We start from the raw sequence: 16610 nt of genomic DNA, 5'->3' as shown, positions 1-16610 counted from the left end.
TTTCTAATATTAGTCATCTCAGACCGCTTAGAAATGTAATTAAGACTATATCACATCACTGCGCTAGATGAAAGTAATCCGTTTTTGACGCCATATAACGCAAAAGCGGGTTCAAAGTAGTCACCTTGAACCCGCTTTTAGAACCGATTAAAGCTCATCTAACTATCTAATTATTTAGCGTCTTTAACTTCAACAGCTGAATCAGCAATCACTTCGATAGCTTTCTTAACACCGATATCATGTTTTAACATGTCATCTGATAAGACGCTGCGAACAGCTGATTCTTCCATGTTGTATTGTTCTGCTAAACTCTTAAGTTCTGCAGCAACTTCTTCGTCAGTTGCTTCGATCTTTTCAGCTTCAACAACAGCTTCTAAGACAAGGCTTGTCTTAACGCGTTTGTCAGCATCACCGGCGAATTGTTTCTTCAAATCATCTTCTGTTGTACCAGTGATTTGATAGTACATTTCTGGGTTGATACCTTGTTGTTGCATGTTACCTAAGTATTGTTGTAATTGACTGTTGATTTCTTCGTCAATCATTGCTTGAGGTAATTCAGGAATTGTTGCATTTTCTGTTGCTTTAGCAACGGCTGTATCTTGGATAGCAGCGTCAGCAGCATCATTCTTTTGTTGTTTTAATTCTTCACGAATTTTTTCTTTTAATTCGTCTAATGAATCAACGTCTTCGTCGATATCCTTAGCAAATTCGTCGTCAAGTTCTGGTAATTCCTTACCCTTAACTTCGTGAATCTTAACCTTAAAGATTGCTTCTTTACCAGCTAATTCTTCTGCTTGGTAATCTTTAGGGAATGTTACTGTAACGTCAACATCTTCTTCAGCTTTGTGACCAACTAATTGATCTTCAAAACCAGGAATGAATGAGTTTGAACCTAATTCTAATGAGTAGTTATCTGCTTGGCCACCATCAAAAGGTACACCATCAACAGAACCAGCATAATCAATAACGACTGTGTCGCCATTTTCTGCTGCTGCATCTTCTTTAAGTACTAATTCAGCTTGACGTTCGCGACGTGTTTCAAGTTCTTGTTCTACGTCTTTAATTGTAATACGACGGCTTTGTTTTGGTACTTCTAAGCCTTTGTAATCGCCTAATTTAACTTCTGGTTTAACAGTGACTTGAGCAGTAAGGACCCAAGCTTCACCTTTTTCCATTTTTTCAACATTAATTTGTGGTTGATCAACTGGATCAATCCCTGCTTCTGCAACAGCTGCTTCATATGCTTCTGGTAATACAGCATTTAAGGCATCTTCGTAAAGTGCTTCTTCACCGTACATCTTGTTAAAGATTTGGCGAGGCATCTTTCCTTTACGGAAACCAGGTGTGTTGATGTTTTTACGTACACGTTTGAACGCTACGTCTAAACCTTCACTAATTTTATCTAAATCAATTTCAAAGGTAAGTTCACCATCATTGGCGCCCTTTTTTTCCCATTTTGCTGACATAATTTCCCTCCGACAGTTATATTCACAATCTATCAATTGCATACTTAATCAGCATAAACTATTTGACCTAAATTGTAAATATTTATTGGCCTAAAAAACCGATAAAATCCGTTTTTTTAGCGATTAAAGCGCATTATTGATTGAATCTTATGTATAAAAAAACTCGCAGCTTTTACACTACGAGTTTTTCCAATTCAACTAAGTTGAATATTAGTCAATAATTTCACTTACGACACCGGCACCAACAGTACGGCCACCTTCACGAACAGTAAACTTAAGACCCTTTTCAATAGCAACTGGTGAGATTAATTCAACAGTAAATGTTACGTTATCACCAGGCATAACCATTTCTACACCTTCTGGTAATTCGATAACACCTGTAACATCAGTTGTATGGAAGAAGAATTGTGGACGATAGTTTGAGAAGAATGGTGTATGACGACCACCTTCATCCTTGCTCAAGATATAAACTTCACCCTTGAAGTTTTTGTGAGTTTGGATTGAACCAGGTTTAGCTAAAACTTGGCCACGTTCGATGCTTTCGCGATCGATACCACGTAATAAAGCACCAATGTTATCGCCAGCTTGACCTTGATCCAATGTCTTACGGAACATTTCCAAACCAGTAACAGTTGTCTTAGCAATTTCTTCCTTAAGACCAACGATTTCAACTTCGTCACCGACAGTAACTTGGCCACGATCGATACGACCTGAAGCAACAGTACCACGACCAGTGATCGTAAATACGTCTTCAACAGGCATCAAGAATGGTTTGTCTGTGTCACGTTCTGGAGTTGGAACATATTCGTCAACAGTAGCCATTAATTCTTCAACAGCTTTAACGTCGTCAGGGTTGCCGTTCAATGCACCAAGTGCTGAACCGCGGATAACTGGAATATCGTCACCAGGGAAATCGTATTCTGATAATAATTCACGAACTTCCATTTCAACCAAGTCCGTTAATTCATCATCATCAACTAAATCTGTTTTGTTCAAGAAGACGATGATGTAATCAACACCGACTTGGTGAGCAAGCAAGATATGTTCACGAGTTTGTGGCATAGGACCATCAGTTGCAGCAACAACTAAGATGGCACCGTCCATTTGAGCAGCACCAGTGATCATGTTTTTAACGTAATCAGCATGTCCTGGGGCGTCAATATGTGCATAATGACGGTTTTCTGTTTCGTATTCAACGTGGGCTGTATTGATAGTGATACCACGTTCTCTTTCTTCTGGAGCAGCATCGATGTTTGCATAGTCTTGAGCTTCAGCCAAGCCTTTGTCTGCCAACATCTTTGTGATTGCTGCTGTTAAAGTTGTTTTACCATGATCAACATGTCCGATAGTACCGATGTTAACATGGGGTTTTGTTCTTTCGTAATGTGCTTTTTCTGCCATTAAACGAACCTCCTGTATTTTCGCAAGAAAAAATCAGCGTATAGCATTTCACTAATACTGATAATCCTTTACGTAATATTATAATACTTCAAGCGTTAAAATCAAAGTGTTTTTTTACGCTTAAAGAATTCAAAAATGATTATATCTGCTATGAGCGCGTTTGTAAACACTTAAACCTTAAAAAAAGTATTATTTTGAGCATAAAATCATTGTTTTCTAGCCCTAAAAGACTAGCTCTTCTGTTAATTCTTGCAATTTTTTTAGCCATTGAATCGTCTTTTCTGAAATTGGAACTGTTGGCTCAAAAATAAAGACCCCTAACTGTTGAATCAGCGCCTGGCCCCACTCTTCAGGATTATCAATCACTGTTTCCTCGAATGGATAAAGATAAGCAAACGTCATTTGACACTCCGCTAAGGCCGCCTCTAAAATAATTGGATCTTGTTGTCCCAAGATATTTTGAATTGTTTTTTGAATTAATTTTAAAACAGGCCGATTAGTCATCAATTCTAACTCAGAAGGTGTCACTTGTCGGACCTGATCAAACCAATTAATCGTTACTGATTCTGAATATCGCAAACGAACGAGCGTTTCTAAAACCGTCGTTTTTACAAATGGATGGCTATACGGGTTCACCAAAATTGGTAACACCCCCTGTAAATAATCAGCTAGTGGTAATAATTCTGCTGCATCAAGTCGTCGCTGTTGGTCTTGAAAATCACCAGTTGTAATATTGTAGAGTTGTTCTTGGCGTTTCTTGATTGCCTGCTGTTCAGTCGCTTGGTAGTCCTTTTCAGCCATCTTTAATAGCGCTTGTCCCTTTTGCTTAGTTCGCTGTTCAAAGGCGTCAGTCGCCTCCACAGCAGACCACAGCTCATTTGCCGCGATAAAGTGCTGATTTTTAATGAGTAACCCATTATACAGCAACCTTAAATCGGTCTCATTGGTATAGAAGTCCTTTTTTTCAAAGGCCAATTGCAGCGCGCGCTGATTGTCACCAGCGGCCACTAATACACTAACCAATAAAAGGTTTAATGCCGTTGTTTGTTGCAAGTCATAAGCAGCCTCCAAATGGGCTATTGCCTCTGGCCATTGGCGCTGGTTGAGGGCTACTTTACCTAGGCGGATCAAATTTTCAAATTGATTCGGCAAGGCCGTCAATTCTCCCATCACTAACACTCCTCTTCAAAAACACTAAATTAAAAGGGCCCCGATAAATAATCCTTTATCCGGCCCTTTTTTAGTGTTATCACTTAATTAATCTTGTTTTTTCTCAACTGCTGGTTTGGTGTCTTTCTTTTGACGACGGTGATTTTGGTTAATTTCCATAATCACCGGTAAAATAACTGGGCGTCGCTTTGTTTGTTCGTATAAATAATGACTTAAGTTTTCGCGAACGTCTTGTTTCAAGTGACTCCAGTCAAACTCTTTGTTATCAAGGTTATTTTGAACGGCTTGCTTGATGATTTCTGAACTTTCTGCCATGAGGTCCTTACTTGTCTTAACGTAGACAAAACCTCTTGCTGTTACTTTTGGTTCAGCAATAATCTTCTTATTCTTCCGGTCAATTGTCACAACTGCGATAAAAATGCCGTCTTCTGACAATAATTTACGATCACGCAAGACAATATTGCCGATATCACCGATGCCACTACCATCAATCATGACATCAGTCGCATCAACTTGACCACCAACATGCATCTTATCATTGTCGTAAGCGACAATATCACCTTTACCGACGATGAAGATGTTCTTGTAATCCATTCCTGTTTCATGCGCAATGTCCGCATGAGCAGCCATTTGGCGATATTCGCCTTGAACGGGCATTAAGAATTGTGGGTGTAATAAGTTCAACATTAATTGCAAATCATTTTTATTAGCGTGCCCTGAAGCGTGTAGATCGTCGCCGACTGCTTTGACTTCGCCGCCTGCACGATAAATCATATCCTTAGTTTTCGCTAAAATAGTTTCCATTGCATGTGAAGGTGACGTTGTTAAATAAACAAGATCACCTTGTTCAATATGGATTAAGCGGTGATGGCTTGTTGCCATCTTTTGGAGGGCTTTGATTGGTTCACCCATGCGACCTGTTTCAAGGATCACTGTTTCTTCAGGTGCTAATGTACTTAGCGCTTTAGGTTGTACTAAGATATCTTCATCTGGCAAAGTTAACATTTCCAAACGCATTGCTGTCCGCACAATTTTTTCCAAATCACGGCCTGTTAAAACGACCTTCCGGTTTGTTTTATAAGCGGCATCGATAACTTGTTGAATACGGAGGATATTTGAAGCCACTGAAGCCACGATAATCCGACCGTTTTGATATTTAAATGTTTCTAAAATTGATTCGGCAATGTCGCGTTCATTAGCCGTTTCAAAAGGTGATTCCGCATTAGCAGAGTCACTTAATAGAGCTAAGACGCCTTGTTGACCGATTTCAGTTAAACGGGCATAATCCGTTTGATACATCGGTAATGCTGATTGATCAAACTTGAAGTCCCCAGTATAAACAATTTGACCTTCATCTGTTTTCACAACAATCCCTAATGAACCTGGAATAGTATGCGTCGTTTTGAAGAATGAAACCGTCGCTTGTTCAAAATCAATTGCTGTATTGGCATTAATCACGTGGAAATTATTGAAATGCCGTAATTTAGGTTCGCTGCTGACCGTAATCTTAGCGAGCGCAATTGTTAATTCAGAACCAAAAACGGGCACATCATGGCCTTTTAAGAAGTATGGCAAAGCACCAATCGCATCAGCATGACCGTGTGTTAGGAAAATCCCGGCAACACGTTCTGCATTTTCTTCTAAATAAGTCATATCTGGGATTACAATATCAATCCCTAATAATTCAGTTTCTGGGTATTTCAACCCACAATCTAGGATATAAATTTCGTCGTTAACTTCCACAACGTTTAAATTTTTACCGTTCTCGCGTACACCACCAAGTGGTATAATCTTAATATTACTCATTCTTTCACCTCTAAAATTGAAAGGGTTACTTTCAAACTATTATTTGTTTTTTTGAGTGTTACTTTCGTTTAAAACTCATCCGCTTTAAAGTCTAATACATATTTTATCACAATTTAAACAAACTAACAGCTTTTGATTACTAAAGGCCTTACATTTTCAAGTTCACATTAAAAAAGCGCACAAAAAAAGCAAACAGCCATAACGACTGTTTGCTTTTGAAGGTTGAATTAACGACGTAAGCCAAGGCTCTTGATTAATTCACGGTAACGTTGGATATCATTGTCACGTAAGTAACGTAAAAGGTTACGACGGTGACCGATTTTCTTCATTTGACCAACATATGAATGGTGATCTTTCTTATGAACAGATAAATGTTCGTTTAATGAGTTGATTTCTGCAGTTAAGACAGCGATTTGTACTTCTGCTGAACCTGTATCGCCTTCGTGACGTGCATATTCATTGATGATTTCGTTTTTTCTTGCTTGTGAAATAGCCATTGCTAATTTCCACCCTTCAGTTATATTACCCGAAACAACGAATAGCGTCGGGTGAACGTCGCTAAACAGAGTAACGGGTTTGTGCTTTTAAAGCACTGTCTTAGTTTACTAAAAAATTATGCTGAAAGCAAGGCTAAGTTCAAATTCGTTAAGCAGTCAAGTTTAAATACTTTACAAGTTTTTATTGCAATCCCCCACACTATTTTGGTATAATAACGTCTGTTGAAATTAAAAATCTTTTTTATAAAGATAGTGAAACCCATCGGAGGTGAACAACCATGCCACAAATTAAATCTGCTATGAAACGTGTGAAAACAATTGAAAAAGCAAACAACAGAAACGCTTCTCAATTAAGCACAATGCGTTCAGCAATCAAAAAGTTCAAAGCTGCTCAAGCTGCTGGTAACGAAGAAGCTGCAGACCTATTAAAAGCTGCTACACGCGCTATTGATATGGCCTCAACAAAAGGCTTAATCCATGCTAACAAAGCTGGCCGTGACAAGTCACGTTTAAACAAAATGATGGCTAAGTAATTCTAACCAATATTTTAATAGGCCCGACTAAGACGTTTTCGTTTTAGTCGGGCCTATTTTTTTGCGTTTTATGCCACTTTTTTAGCGGCAAATTGGAGCATGAACAATTCAAATAACAATTCAGGTTGCCCCTGCCCGGTTTTAATCTTAACTTCGATTTCTTCTAATCCTAAATAAGCTTGCGCTAGGGTTTGCTTTGAAAAATGTTTAATCTGTTGCATCGCCAATTTAATTCGGTACGGATGAATTTTTAAAACACTGGCTAAATTGCCCTGACTGTACCCTTTTTCAAATAAAATTTTAACTTGTAATAATAAACGGAATTGTCCAATCAGAATGGCATTAATTTTGAGCGGTTCTTCTTTTTGAAGTAACAATTCATGATACATCGTCAAAACGGGGCCCACTTTTTTCTGCAAAACAAGCGGTACTAATGAAAAGACGTTATCTTCAATACTGCTGCTGACCAATTCAGCGACCGCTGCTGTCGTAATTTGTTTAGTTTGTTGTGCATACAGCATTAATTTCGGTAATTCTGCCATGATTTGGCTGTAGTCACTATTGGTTTTACTAATCAATAAGGCTAACGCTTCATTTTCAATCTGCATCCCCTGTTGTTTCAACTCAGCGGTTACCAATTGTTGAACTTGGCGCTCATTCACTTTTTCAACAGAAATTAATGAAGCAACCTTTTTTAATTGCTTCACGATTTTTTTACGTTCATCTAACTTAGGGTACGGCGCAAATAGCACCACACTCGTTGTTGGTTGTGGCTTTTCAAGATAGGCTTGGAAACGAACTAAATCCTGATCGAGCTTGTTTTTAACCTTTTCACCCGTTAAAAAATAGGGGTTTTGCATAAAGACAATTCGCCGCTCACCAAAAAAAGGTGCCGATTCGGCATCATCCAAAGCATTCGCCACATCGGTCGTTGCTAAATCATAGCTGGCAAAATTCATCGTTTGTTCTTCTTCTGGTAGATAGTGTTTAAAGAGTTGACGCGCTTTTTCAATCAACGCTGACTCTTGCCCTAAAACCAGGTAAATCGGTGCTAATTGATTTTGTTGAATCTCTTTTTGTAATTGTTCAATTGTCATTTTCCACTATCCTTTATTGTTGTTTGCAGTTTCTCACTTTGACCAGGACCGTACGACCAGGTCAACATCCCTTGCTGGGCCGTTAGCCAATAAGGCACTTTAGCTTCTTGCAAAGTCGTCAAAGTTTCCTGGTGCGGATGACCATAGCGATTATCACGACCTGATGAGATTAATGCACCTTTTAAGTGTAATTTTTTAATCACGGTAGGGTCACTAGCCGTTTTACTACCATGATGACCAACTTTTAAATAATCGACGGTTAACTGTGGATACCGCTCGATAATCGCTCGTTCGCCTTCTTGCTCTAAATCTCCTGTAAACAGCCAGCTAGCGCCACCAATTTGTGCCTGTAAGACTAACGAATCACTATTTTCGCCTTTTCCCGGCTTAGTCGGTGCTAAGACGTTAAATTTTTGTGGCCCCACTTTAAATGAAGTCCCGGCTAAATAAGGTTCAATCTGAACCATTGCTAAAAATGGCCGAATTTGTCTTTGAAATTGTCGATTTTGTGGTAACCCAGCAGCACAAATGATGCGATCAACACGAATTTGTTTTAAAATCTGATTCAAATCACCAATATGATCGGCATCCTGATGAGAAAGTGCGACCGCATCAAGATGATCTACCCCTTGGCTATAGAGATAATTAACCGTTACTTTTTCCGCCCGCGATACACGCTCCCGGCGTTGCCAAGCTGCTTGCGGTAGCGCTAGGCGGCCACCAGTATCAATTAAAAGCTGATGCCGGTTAAACGGCGTTTGAATCAACAAACTATCCCCCTGCCCGATATCAAACATGATCACCCGACCAGCCGGATTAAAATGAATCGCCAAAAAACTAGCCAAATACAAACTTGCTAATGTGCGTTTCAGCCGTTTACGCCACTGATTACTAATTGCCTGGCCATCGATTAACAAGAGGCTGACCATCACAATCAATAGTAACGGTAATAATGGTATTTTACCAAACGTAATCATCGCATGGGGAATTTGAGCGACTAGTCCTAAGCCTTTGTAAATCAACTGTAATAGCCACTCACATCCGTTAACCACTAGATTGCTAACAGGTAACATAACACTCGCTGCAATCACCAAACCTAGCACAATTGGCAGATAGATAGGCGTTACCAAGGCATTCATCATAATCGTTAGCACATGCCAGCGATAATTAAAACGTAAGCAAACCGGTAAACTCAATAAACTTAGCCAGTAAGCAACTTTAAACGTGCTACCCTCACCAATATAAATGAGCGCAAAGGCCATCAAATAGCTTAAAATTCCGCCCATACTATGTAGCAAGTAAGGCTGCCAGAATAAATTGACCAATAATACCAAGCTCCAACTATCTAATCTTGATTGCCGGATACCCAGCTGTTCGCAAAGTAAGCGGCATAAAATAAGCGCAATTGCGCGACTAATGCTCGTCGTCCCACCTACCAATAAGGCGTATACCGGCAATAGCCCAAATAACATACAGTTTAACCACTCACGCGGTATGCGGCAATAAGTCGCACACCACCGAATGACTTGCACTAAATAAAACACGTGTAACCCTGATAGACTTAAGAGATGAATAATCCCTAAGCGGCCCAAAACAACCTGATAATGGTCAACTTGTGCTTCCCGCAGCCCCAATAATAACGTCTGCGCATGAAACCGTAGCGCTGTTGGTAACTTACGTAAATACAGCGCACACGTTTGGCGCCAATAATGTAACCAATCCAAACCGCTACTAGGGCGTCTCAGCATAAAAGTCGTTTCTTTGGCTAACGTCAGTTGGTAAAAGCAGCGCTTCTGTTGCGCTAAAAAACGTGCATAGTCAAACTCATTCTCATTGGTAGCACCTGGTATACGTTCAAAATCTTTTGTCCCATAGAACAAAACGGGTTGTCGTGCTTGTTGCCAGCGCCTCTTCTCGGCGAATGTTTGGCAGCGATAATAAGCCTTAATAGTTTGACCATCTTGTTGGCCAACCGCTGTTAATTGAACACTATCGCCCGCGATTTGAATTGCATCGGGTTGCACCTTAAAATGCTGCGCCACCGGTTGTTGTGGTTGCGTCACACTAAGGTAGCTTATCCAAAAACGGCCGCTATAAACAAGACATAAACCGAGCGTCACAATCGTTATCTGAGTTTGCCGAAGACTGATTAATTTAACAAAAGCCAACAATCCCAAGCCCCAGGTTAACCAGGATGGCCCCCCAAGCATTAAGCTATTTAAACTGATTAAACAAATAACTGGATAAATCCAGTTATTTTTCATTCAGTCGCTTGTTCGTTCTCCAAGAAATTAACGAGTGTGTGCGCATCATCAACTGATAAATCAACTTGATCAAGTTCAATGCCTGATTTTTCAATTAATTTTAGTGCGTAAGGGTCATTATGATAGTCTTTTTGATAATGAATCTTACTAATACCCGCTTGAATAATTAATTTCGTACATTGTAAACAAGGAAAATGTGTCACATAAATTTCAGCACCTTCGGTTTGAACGCCGAACTTGGCACATTGCGTTAAAGCATTCATCTCAGCGTGAATGGTTCTGAGGCAATGACCATCCCGCATTAAGCAGCCAACATCGATACAATGATCTTCATGGGCTACCGAGCCGTTATAACCACCAGCAATAATCCGCCGATTGCGAATCACAAGTGCCCCCACAAATAAACGCGGACAGGTACTGCGCATCGATAATAAAACAGCCTGTAACATAAAATACTGATTCCAAGGCATTCTCTTATTGGTCATCATCATGCTCCCTTTAATTGTTTCTTTCTAGTATAGCAAAAATACCGCTTGATAAAACTAATTCACACAAATTTGTGATTGCAATTGTTCAAACGTCTTGGGGCCAATCCCACCAACTTTTTGTAGATCTTCAATCTGCTTAAATTTTCCTTGTTCATCACGATAAGCAATTATTTGTTCAGCTTTCTTGGGGCCAATGCCATTGAGCGTTTGGAGTTGGGTACTATCAGCCTGATTTAAATCGATTTTAGCGGTGTCACTCGTGCTCGACGTATTTGCACTCGTCCCAGTTGGTGCTTGTTCTGGTGTACGCTCACTAGCCGCTGTAACTTGTTGTGGGGCCTGAATCAATTCTTGATCAGTAACCACCTCTCCTTTTTTCGGAATATAAATAATCAATTGATCCGTTAACTTCTGGGCTAGATTAAGTCGCTTGGTATCAGCCGCATCAGTCGGACCACCTGCATTTTTGAGCACCTCAAATAAGCGCGTTTCAGAGACTGTGATCGGATAAATTCCCGGGTAGACCACAGCACCTTTAATATCGACAAAACCGCCTTTTTTCTTGGTTGCCGCTGGATGTGTCTTCTTAGTAGCGGGTTTTGTTTTAGACGCACTGGTTGCTAGCAGTTGCTCATTTTGCGTTACTTTTTGTTTTTGTTGCGATTGATGCCAATAAAAGCCACCCGCGATGATCCCCAATAGCACTAAGCAAGGCACCCACCAAAAACGCCGATATCGCTGCCAATAATCTTGCCACATCATCGTCACCTCCTTACTCTTATATACCCTTAAAGCACAAAAAAGTTTGCCGATTTTTATCTTCGGCAAACTTTTTTAATGGTTTTTCAAATAAGTTAACGCATCATCTAAGGTTTTGACCGGTACGATCTTCATCTTAGTATGAATTTTTTTAGCGGCATTTTTAGCGATTGTATAATTGTTTTGATAATCAGGATCAACCTTTAAAATTGCCTTTGTTACAGGATCATTCGGTGCAAAAAAGACCGTTGCGCCTTCTTGACTAGCGACCAGTACCTTTTTATCAATCCCACCAATAGCACCTACAGTACCATCAGCAGCCATTGTGCCGGTCCCCGCAATTTTACGACCCTTTTGGAGATTTTGCTTCGTTAATTGATTATAAACTTGCAACGTAAACATTAAGCCCGCGGACGGTCCACCAATATCACCTGCATCAATTTTAACCGGAATGTCGGTCTCAATCTCAGAGTGATCGGTCAGCGTAATCCCTAACCCCGGATGGTGCGTGCCTGGTAGTTTAATCAAGCGATGCGTTGCCGTTTGCTGTTTTTGACCATGATTATAACTAATCGTAACCTTTTGACCAACCTTCAAGCCTTGGACATACTTCACAAAAGCATTGGCGTTTTTAAACTGATGATGATCAATTGCGGTGATTGTATCACCAACTGCCAAGTCATCCTTAAAAGCAGACTTATCTAACATCGACATCACATAAACACCCAAATACTTCGTATGGTAGGCTTTACCTGCTTTTTTATAAGCAGCTTCAACGGCAGCGTTAATCGAACTATCCATATAGTACTTTTGAATCTGTTCGTAAGCTTCTGTATCCTCATTGCCCATCAGTTCATCGCGACTTTCAATTTCCGTAAAAGGTTGTGTCTTGGACAATAATAATTGAAGCGGCGTCACCGGCCCCCTGACACCAACCGTCGTCAACATAAAATGGCCCTTTTGGTGATCATGTTTGCCATCGACTTTAACGTATTGACTGGTATTTTCCGCGGTCCCAGTTCCTTCAATATAATAGCCAGTGGGCATTAAACAAACAACCGCAACAATGATGAGAACCACAATTGCAATTAATCGTTTTGTCAGTTTCTTATTTTTTGGCATGCTAATCTCTTCCGTGTTTTAATTTTTCTTGGAGCGCAATTGCGACTACTGGCGGCACTAATTGATCAACTTGACCACCAAAAGCAGCGATTTCTTTAACCATACTGGATGAAATAAATGAAAATTCTTGTTTTGCTAATAGTAACACGGTTTCTAACTGTGCATCCTGTGTCTGATTGAGCGCCGCAATATCCCGTTCATATTCAAAATCGTTAGCATTTCGAATGCCCCGAATCAAATATCTAGCCCCAACTTCTTGCGCGAAATTAGCGGTCAACGTTCTAGGTTGCGCTACAACACTCACATTGCCTAAATCAGTAATGACGGTTTCAATCAAAGCAACCTTCGTAGGGCCATCAAATAACGGCTTCTTCGCTGCATTAGTCATGACCGCAATAATCACGCGGTCAAATAACCGACTTGCCCGTTCAACCGTATCTAGATGTCCTTTGGTAAAAGGATCAAAACTGCCTGGAAATAATGCGATTCTTTCAGTCATTCGACCACTTCCTTAACCGATAAATTCAAAAATTGCCACTTCAGTAATCCCGTAATTCTGTTGGCGTTTCAATGTATAATGTGGAATCTCTTCAGGATACGTTAAACTCGTGTCCGTTTCACAAAGAATAATGGCCCCTGGTTTTAAGAGGTCCATCCTCACAAATTGTTGTAACTCTAATAACATTTGTTGTTGCTTATAAGGTGGATCTAATAAAATTAAGTCAAACTGTTCTTTTGCATCCGCTAATTTTAACAATGCTTTTTCAGCTGGCATCTTCCAGATTGTAAAACATTCCGGCATCTTCGTAACTGCCACATTGTCTTGAATCGTTTGAATCGCCGCATATTGGCGATCAATTAAATAGGCATGATCCATGCCGCGTGAAACAGCCTCGATTGCGAGGCCACCACTACCAGCGTATAAATCGAGTGCTTGGCCGCCATCGAAAAATTGGCCTAACATACTGAACATGGCTTCTTTCACTTTGTCCGTTGTGGGTCTAGTCTTCATTCCGGGGACCGCTTTTAAGCGGCGGCCACCAAATTCTCCTGCAATAATCCGCATCTCTTTACTCCTTTAATGCCGCTTTAGTAGCGGTCTCTTGATTCGCTAATTCAGCTAATGCGCCAAATTCCATGTCGAGCATTGGGCGTTGTGAACGCGTCACCCGCTTAACATAATGTAATTTCTTTAATCGTTCGATAACAGCCGGTGCTTGGGCCGCATCAACATATAAATAAACGTATTTCATTCGTTTAGACGTGTAATAAACAAGTCCGTAACGTCGCAATTGTTTGACTTGGCGTAATGAATACAGCCAAACAACGATGCCTTGCCGTTGCGTGATTTCTAATGCCATTTTATCAGTCCTTATCTTGTAGTTTATTCACCAATCACAACCAGCGTATGGCCCTCTGTACAAATAATTTGAATTCGTTGATGGGCCTGGTCATGGATTGCTTGGTAAAATGCTGGATTGGTCTGCCGTTCAAAAATAAGCTGTTGCACACTGACTGGTTGTTCAAAATAAAAGAGCTGTTTGTTCGTCAGTTGATAATCTTCTAAAGCCTTAGCGGTAAAATCTGCTTCAGTTAACTTTTGTGGTAAAGCGGTTTGCCGTTGTTGCTTAGCATGCTTTAAGCGGCGCTCCCCAGAGTCGGTTAACAACGTCTTAGGTGCGCTTTTCAGCGTCGTCAAAAATAGTTGATCAGCTTCAAGTAACGCTTCACTACGCAATTCGGGTTGTTTAGCATTCAGTCGAATTGTCTGACAATATTGTAACAATGCCGTTTGGCGTTCATCATCAACCTGTTGTGATTGCCCCATCGCTATTTCTGGTACTGGCACCGGCGTCATTGAAGTCACCGGATATAAATTCGATTGTAACAGACGATTAGCATTCAAATAAACCGCCGTTGCCAATTCACCTTTTTGCATCACCAAAATTGCATAGGTTTTATTCTTAAATGCAATCAGTGGTCGCTGCCGCTGTTGTGTTTCGTTCAACTCAATTTGAAACTTTTGTTCGTGTAAATTCAGCTCATAATTGGCTGGAATCGTCGTAATCTGAGTAATTGCCTTTAACGACTGGCCAAGCTTAAACGGCTTAATCGCGTTATCTTGACCAATTACCACTAATTGTTGCGTCGTCCCTGTTTGATCATCAATCGTCGCTTCAATATAGCGCCGACTATTCAATTGAAATAACCAACGACTCTGCAAGCCATCTTCTGCTGATTGCTTAACAGGTTGACCGTATTGTCCAATGAGTTGTCCCGCGGGTTGATTAATAAACTTTGCTGGTCCCTGCGTTTTTAATAATGGATTTTGTGGATGCGTCAGTTTTGTATGCCGTTTAACCCTACTCTGTGCAGAATCTACGGTTGGTTGGGCATGATGCATAATGGGCCACGCGTACAACAACACTAACCACGCGCCTAACGCTACCAAAAAGCGCAGCAAATTTTTCATCTGTGAACCCTCATGATTGCTTTGTTTTGAGTGCCTTTTTTTCCTGGGCACTAACGTTCAAGACTAAGCCCAGACCTGTTGCTAACACTAGCATACTTGATCCACCGTAACTAATGAAGGGTAAGGTCACACCGGTAATTGGCAGTAAGCCTAATAGACCACCGATATTAAATAAGCTTTGAACGAAAATAATCGTGCCCACGCCATAACAAACTAAGGCATTATAGGTTTGACGCGCTCTAATTCCAATGGTAAAAATTCTAAAAATCAGTAAAAAGAGTAGCCCTAAAATAAAAAGGGCGCCCACGACACCGAGCTCTTCAGTTGTAATCGATAAAATAAAATCGGTATAAGGTTCCGGTAAATAACCCCGTTTTTGGATACTATTACCGAGGCCCATACCAAACCAACCGCCATTATTAATCGCATAGTAGGAATTAACCAATTGACTCCCACCCATATTTTCAAGTTTAAATGGTTCTAGAAAGGCTAGAATTCGGTTAAACCGATAATTGACGCCGGTCGTTAAATTCAAACGACTCAATCCAGCAATCGCCGCGATGATCACCGCTAAGGTTGCACTGATGATTGAAATTCCCCACCAGAACGAAATCCCACTGGCAAATAATAATACCAATAGAATAATTCCTAGAATAGCCGCCCCACCAGTATCGGGTTGTACCAATACAAAGGCGATAATGACAGCTACCAAAATGACGGGTGCGGAAAATAGCCGCACATTATCTCGCCAATGCTCTGACAAATTCTTTTCACGTTTGGATAGCATGTTAGCCAAGTATAAAACAATCAATAGCTTGGCAAATTCCGCTGGTTGAATACTAAAAGGGCCCAAATTAATCCAAGCGGTTGCCCCATTAATGGCAGCGTCCGGTCTAATCCGACTTAACACCAACAAGTAAAAGAGCGCCAATAAAATGACCGCCGTGACACCAATTAAAAACTTAGGTTTCCTTAATAAATTCAACTTCAAAAAGAAGGAAAATAGTAATAATACGAAACCGAGCCCGATATAAATTAACTGCTTAGTAAAATAAGCATCTGGCTTAGCACCATGAATCGACATTAAATCCGAACTCGCGGAATAGACCATCAAGGCCCCTATCGCACATAAAATAACGTACGGGATTAATAACCAATAATCTAAATACTGCGCTTTATCTCGAAGCTTACGCCACACACTTACACCTAATTTCTATGAACTTCATTTTGAGCTTGCGTTTGATAAATCTCTAAATAGAGTTGATTAATACGCGTTTCAAGTTCGTTCACTAATTTTGATCCTTCTTGATCGCTGATTAAACGAACTCTTTTGGCAAAATCAACCTCTTTTGTAAAACCAAACAGTTGTGTATCAATAATTTCTTCAATGATGGGACATTGACTTAAACAAAGCGCATCAAATTGCTTCGTCAACAACGCTTCAATTTTAGCTGCGTCTGATTTTAAAGTCATATACCCGATTGTTTCTTGTTTAATCATCATTTAACGCCCACTTAAACTGTTATAGTAATGC

The 16610-nt window shown here is 40.3% G+C and carries 17 protein-coding genes; 1 reads left to right on the top strand and 16 read right to left on the bottom strand.

The window, feature by feature from the left end; genetic code table 11:
• Positions 1–170: 170 nt before the first annotated feature.
• The 5 genes from tig to rpsO all read right to left on the bottom strand — a co-directional run bounded on the left by tig (position 171) and on the right by rpsO (position 6340).
• A complete protein-coding gene (tig, locus tag ACPBEH_RS01115; RefSeq protein WP_011374762.1) occupies positions 171–1466 on the bottom strand; it encodes a trigger factor in 1296 nt (431 codons plus the stop codon).
• A 210-nt stretch (positions 1467–1676) separates the two neighbouring features.
• Complete coding sequence (gene tuf, locus ACPBEH_RS01110) at positions 1677–2867, bottom strand: elongation factor Tu (RefSeq protein WP_016265209.1); 1191 nt, start codon at positions 2865–2867, stop codon at positions 1677–1679.
• A gap of 222 nt (positions 2868–3089) precedes the next feature.
• On the bottom strand, positions 3090–4037 hold the full coding sequence (locus ACPBEH_RS01105; protein ID WP_424349412.1) for a hypothetical protein: 948 nt from the start codon (positions 4035–4037) through the stop codon (positions 3090–3092).
• An 87-nt stretch (positions 4038–4124) separates the two neighbouring features.
• A complete protein-coding gene (locus ACPBEH_RS01100) occupies positions 4125–5843 on the bottom strand; it encodes a ribonuclease J (protein ID WP_424349411.1) in 1719 nt (572 codons plus the stop codon).
• Between the two features lie 227 nt (positions 5844–6070).
• The gene (rpsO, locus tag ACPBEH_RS01095) at positions 6071–6340 is read right to left on the bottom strand and encodes a 30S ribosomal protein S15 (protein WP_011374766.1); all 270 of its coding nucleotides are present in this window, start codon (positions 6338–6340) and stop codon (positions 6071–6073) included.
• Between the two features lie 278 nt (positions 6341–6618).
• Here rpsO and rpsT point away from each other — a divergent pair, with 278 nt between their 5' ends.
• Positions 6619–6873, top strand: a complete 255-nt coding sequence (rpsT, locus tag ACPBEH_RS01090) for a 30S ribosomal protein S20 (protein ID WP_011374767.1) — start codon at positions 6619–6621, stop codon at positions 6871–6873.
• A 68-nt stretch (positions 6874–6941) separates the two neighbouring features.
• Here rpsT and holA read toward each other — a convergent pair whose 3' ends face one another.
• The 11 genes from holA to ACPBEH_RS01035 form a co-directional block, all read right to left on the bottom strand.
• A complete protein-coding gene (holA, locus tag ACPBEH_RS01085; protein ID WP_424349410.1) occupies positions 6942–7970 on the bottom strand; it encodes a DNA polymerase III subunit delta in 1029 nt (342 codons plus the stop codon).
• Entirely contained in the window at positions 7967–10234 is a 2268-nt protein-coding gene (locus ACPBEH_RS01080) for a DNA internalization-related competence protein ComEC/Rec2 (protein WP_424349409.1), read from the bottom strand. Before ACPBEH_RS01080 ends, holA begins: the two co-directional genes overlap by 4 nt.
• Positions 10231–10719 carry a ComE operon protein 2 gene (locus ACPBEH_RS01075; RefSeq protein WP_424349408.1) on the bottom strand — a complete coding sequence of 163 codons (489 nt, stop codon included), beginning with the start codon at positions 10717–10719 and terminating at the stop codon, positions 10231–10233. The genes ACPBEH_RS01080 and ACPBEH_RS01075 overlap by 4 nt, the downstream gene beginning before the upstream one ends.
• Before the next feature lie 57 nt (positions 10720–10776).
• Positions 10777–11484, bottom strand: a complete 708-nt coding sequence (locus ACPBEH_RS01070; protein ID WP_424349407.1) for a helix-hairpin-helix domain-containing protein — start codon at positions 11482–11484, stop codon at positions 10777–10779.
• Positions 11485–11556: 72 nt separating this feature from the next.
• Positions 11557–12603 (bottom strand): SepM family pheromone-processing serine protease, encoded by a 1047-nt coding sequence (locus tag ACPBEH_RS01065; RefSeq protein WP_424349406.1) that lies wholly within the window; start codon positions 12601–12603, stop codon positions 11557–11559.
• A 1-nt stretch (position 12604) separates the two neighbouring features.
• Positions 12605–13102: a pantetheine-phosphate adenylyltransferase gene (coaD, locus tag ACPBEH_RS01060; RefSeq protein ID WP_424349405.1), complete on the bottom strand. Its 498-nt coding sequence runs from the start codon at positions 13100–13102 to the stop codon at positions 12605–12607.
• Between the two features lie 12 nt (positions 13103–13114).
• Complete coding sequence (gene rsmD / locus ACPBEH_RS01055) at positions 13115–13669, bottom strand: 16S rRNA (guanine(966)-N(2))-methyltransferase RsmD (RefSeq protein WP_424349404.1); 555 nt, start codon at positions 13667–13669, stop codon at positions 13115–13117.
• Between the two features lie 4 nt (positions 13670–13673).
• On the bottom strand, positions 13674–13964 hold the full coding sequence (locus tag ACPBEH_RS01050) for a YlbG family protein (RefSeq protein ID WP_016265218.1): 291 nt from the start codon (positions 13962–13964) through the stop codon (positions 13674–13676).
• A 23-nt stretch (positions 13965–13987) separates the two neighbouring features.
• Positions 13988–15076, bottom strand: a complete 1089-nt coding sequence (locus tag ACPBEH_RS01045; protein WP_424349403.1) for a CAP-associated domain-containing protein — start codon at positions 15074–15076, stop codon at positions 13988–13990.
• 10 nt (positions 15077–15086) lie between these two features.
• Entirely contained in the window at positions 15087–16274 is a 1188-nt protein-coding gene (locus ACPBEH_RS01040; protein ID WP_424349402.1) for an FtsW/RodA/SpoVE family cell cycle protein, read from the bottom strand.
• Between the two features lie 8 nt (positions 16275–16282).
• Positions 16283–16579 (bottom strand): DUF1507 family protein, encoded by a 297-nt coding sequence (locus ACPBEH_RS01035; RefSeq protein WP_424349401.1) that lies wholly within the window; start codon positions 16577–16579, stop codon positions 16283–16285.
• Positions 16580–16610 lie beyond the last annotated feature (31 nt).

It is taken from the genome of Latilactobacillus parasakei (assembly GCF_049674265.1).
Taxonomy (GTDB): Bacteria; Bacillota; Bacilli; order Lactobacillales; family Lactobacillaceae; genus Latilactobacillus; species Latilactobacillus sakei.
This window is presented reverse-complemented; position numbering and strand designations above follow the sequence as displayed.

Excerpts from the sequence above, each read along its gene's own strand:
- tig (WP_011374762.1), bottom strand. The coding sequence starts at position 1,466 with ATGTCAGCAAAATGGGAAAAAAAGGGCGCCAATGATGGTGAACTTACC.
- tuf (WP_016265209.1), bottom strand. The coding sequence starts at position 2,867 with ATGGCAGAAAAAGCACATTACGAAAGAACAAAACCCCATGTTAACATC.
- ACPBEH_RS01105 (WP_424349412.1), bottom strand. The coding sequence starts at position 4,037 with ATGGGAGAATTGACGGCCTTGCCGAATCAATTTGAAAATTTGATCCGC.
- ACPBEH_RS01100 (WP_424349411.1), bottom strand. The coding sequence starts at position 5,843 with ATGAGTAATATTAAGATTATACCACTTGGTGGTGTACGCGAGAACGGT.
- rpsO (WP_011374766.1), bottom strand. The coding sequence starts at position 6,340 with ATGGCTATTTCACAAGCAAGAAAAAACGAAATCATCAATGAATATGCA.
- rpsT (WP_011374767.1), top strand. The coding sequence starts at position 6,619 with ATGCCACAAATTAAATCTGCTATGAAACGTGTGAAAACAATTGAAAAA.
- holA (WP_424349410.1), bottom strand. The coding sequence starts at position 7,970 with ATGACAATTGAACAATTACAAAAAGAGATTCAACAAAATCAATTAGCA.
- ACPBEH_RS01080 (WP_424349409.1), bottom strand. The coding sequence starts at position 10,234 with ATGAAAAATAACTGGATTTATCCAGTTATTTGTTTAATCAGTTTAAAT.
- ACPBEH_RS01075 (WP_424349408.1), bottom strand. The coding sequence starts at position 10,719 with ATGACCAATAAGAGAATGCCTTGGAATCAGTATTTTATGTTACAGGCT.
- ACPBEH_RS01070 (WP_424349407.1), bottom strand. The coding sequence starts at position 11,484 with ATGATGTGGCAAGATTATTGGCAGCGATATCGGCGTTTTTGGTGGGTG.
- ACPBEH_RS01065 (WP_424349406.1), bottom strand. The coding sequence starts at position 12,603 with ATGCCAAAAAATAAGAAACTGACAAAACGATTAATTGCAATTGTGGTT.
- coaD (WP_424349405.1), bottom strand. The coding sequence starts at position 13,102 with ATGACTGAAAGAATCGCATTATTTCCAGGCAGTTTTGATCCTTTTACC.
- rsmD (WP_424349404.1), bottom strand. The coding sequence starts at position 13,669 with ATGCGGATTATTGCAGGAGAATTTGGTGGCCGCCGCTTAAAAGCGGTC.
- ACPBEH_RS01050 (WP_016265218.1), bottom strand. The coding sequence starts at position 13,964 with ATGGCATTAGAAATCACGCAACGGCAAGGCATCGTTGTTTGGCTGTAT.
- ACPBEH_RS01045 (WP_424349403.1), bottom strand. The coding sequence starts at position 15,076 with ATGAAAAATTTGCTGCGCTTTTTGGTAGCGTTAGGCGCGTGGTTAGTG.
- ACPBEH_RS01035 (WP_424349401.1), bottom strand. The coding sequence starts at position 16,579 with ATGATGATTAAACAAGAAACAATCGGGTATATGACTTTAAAATCAGAC.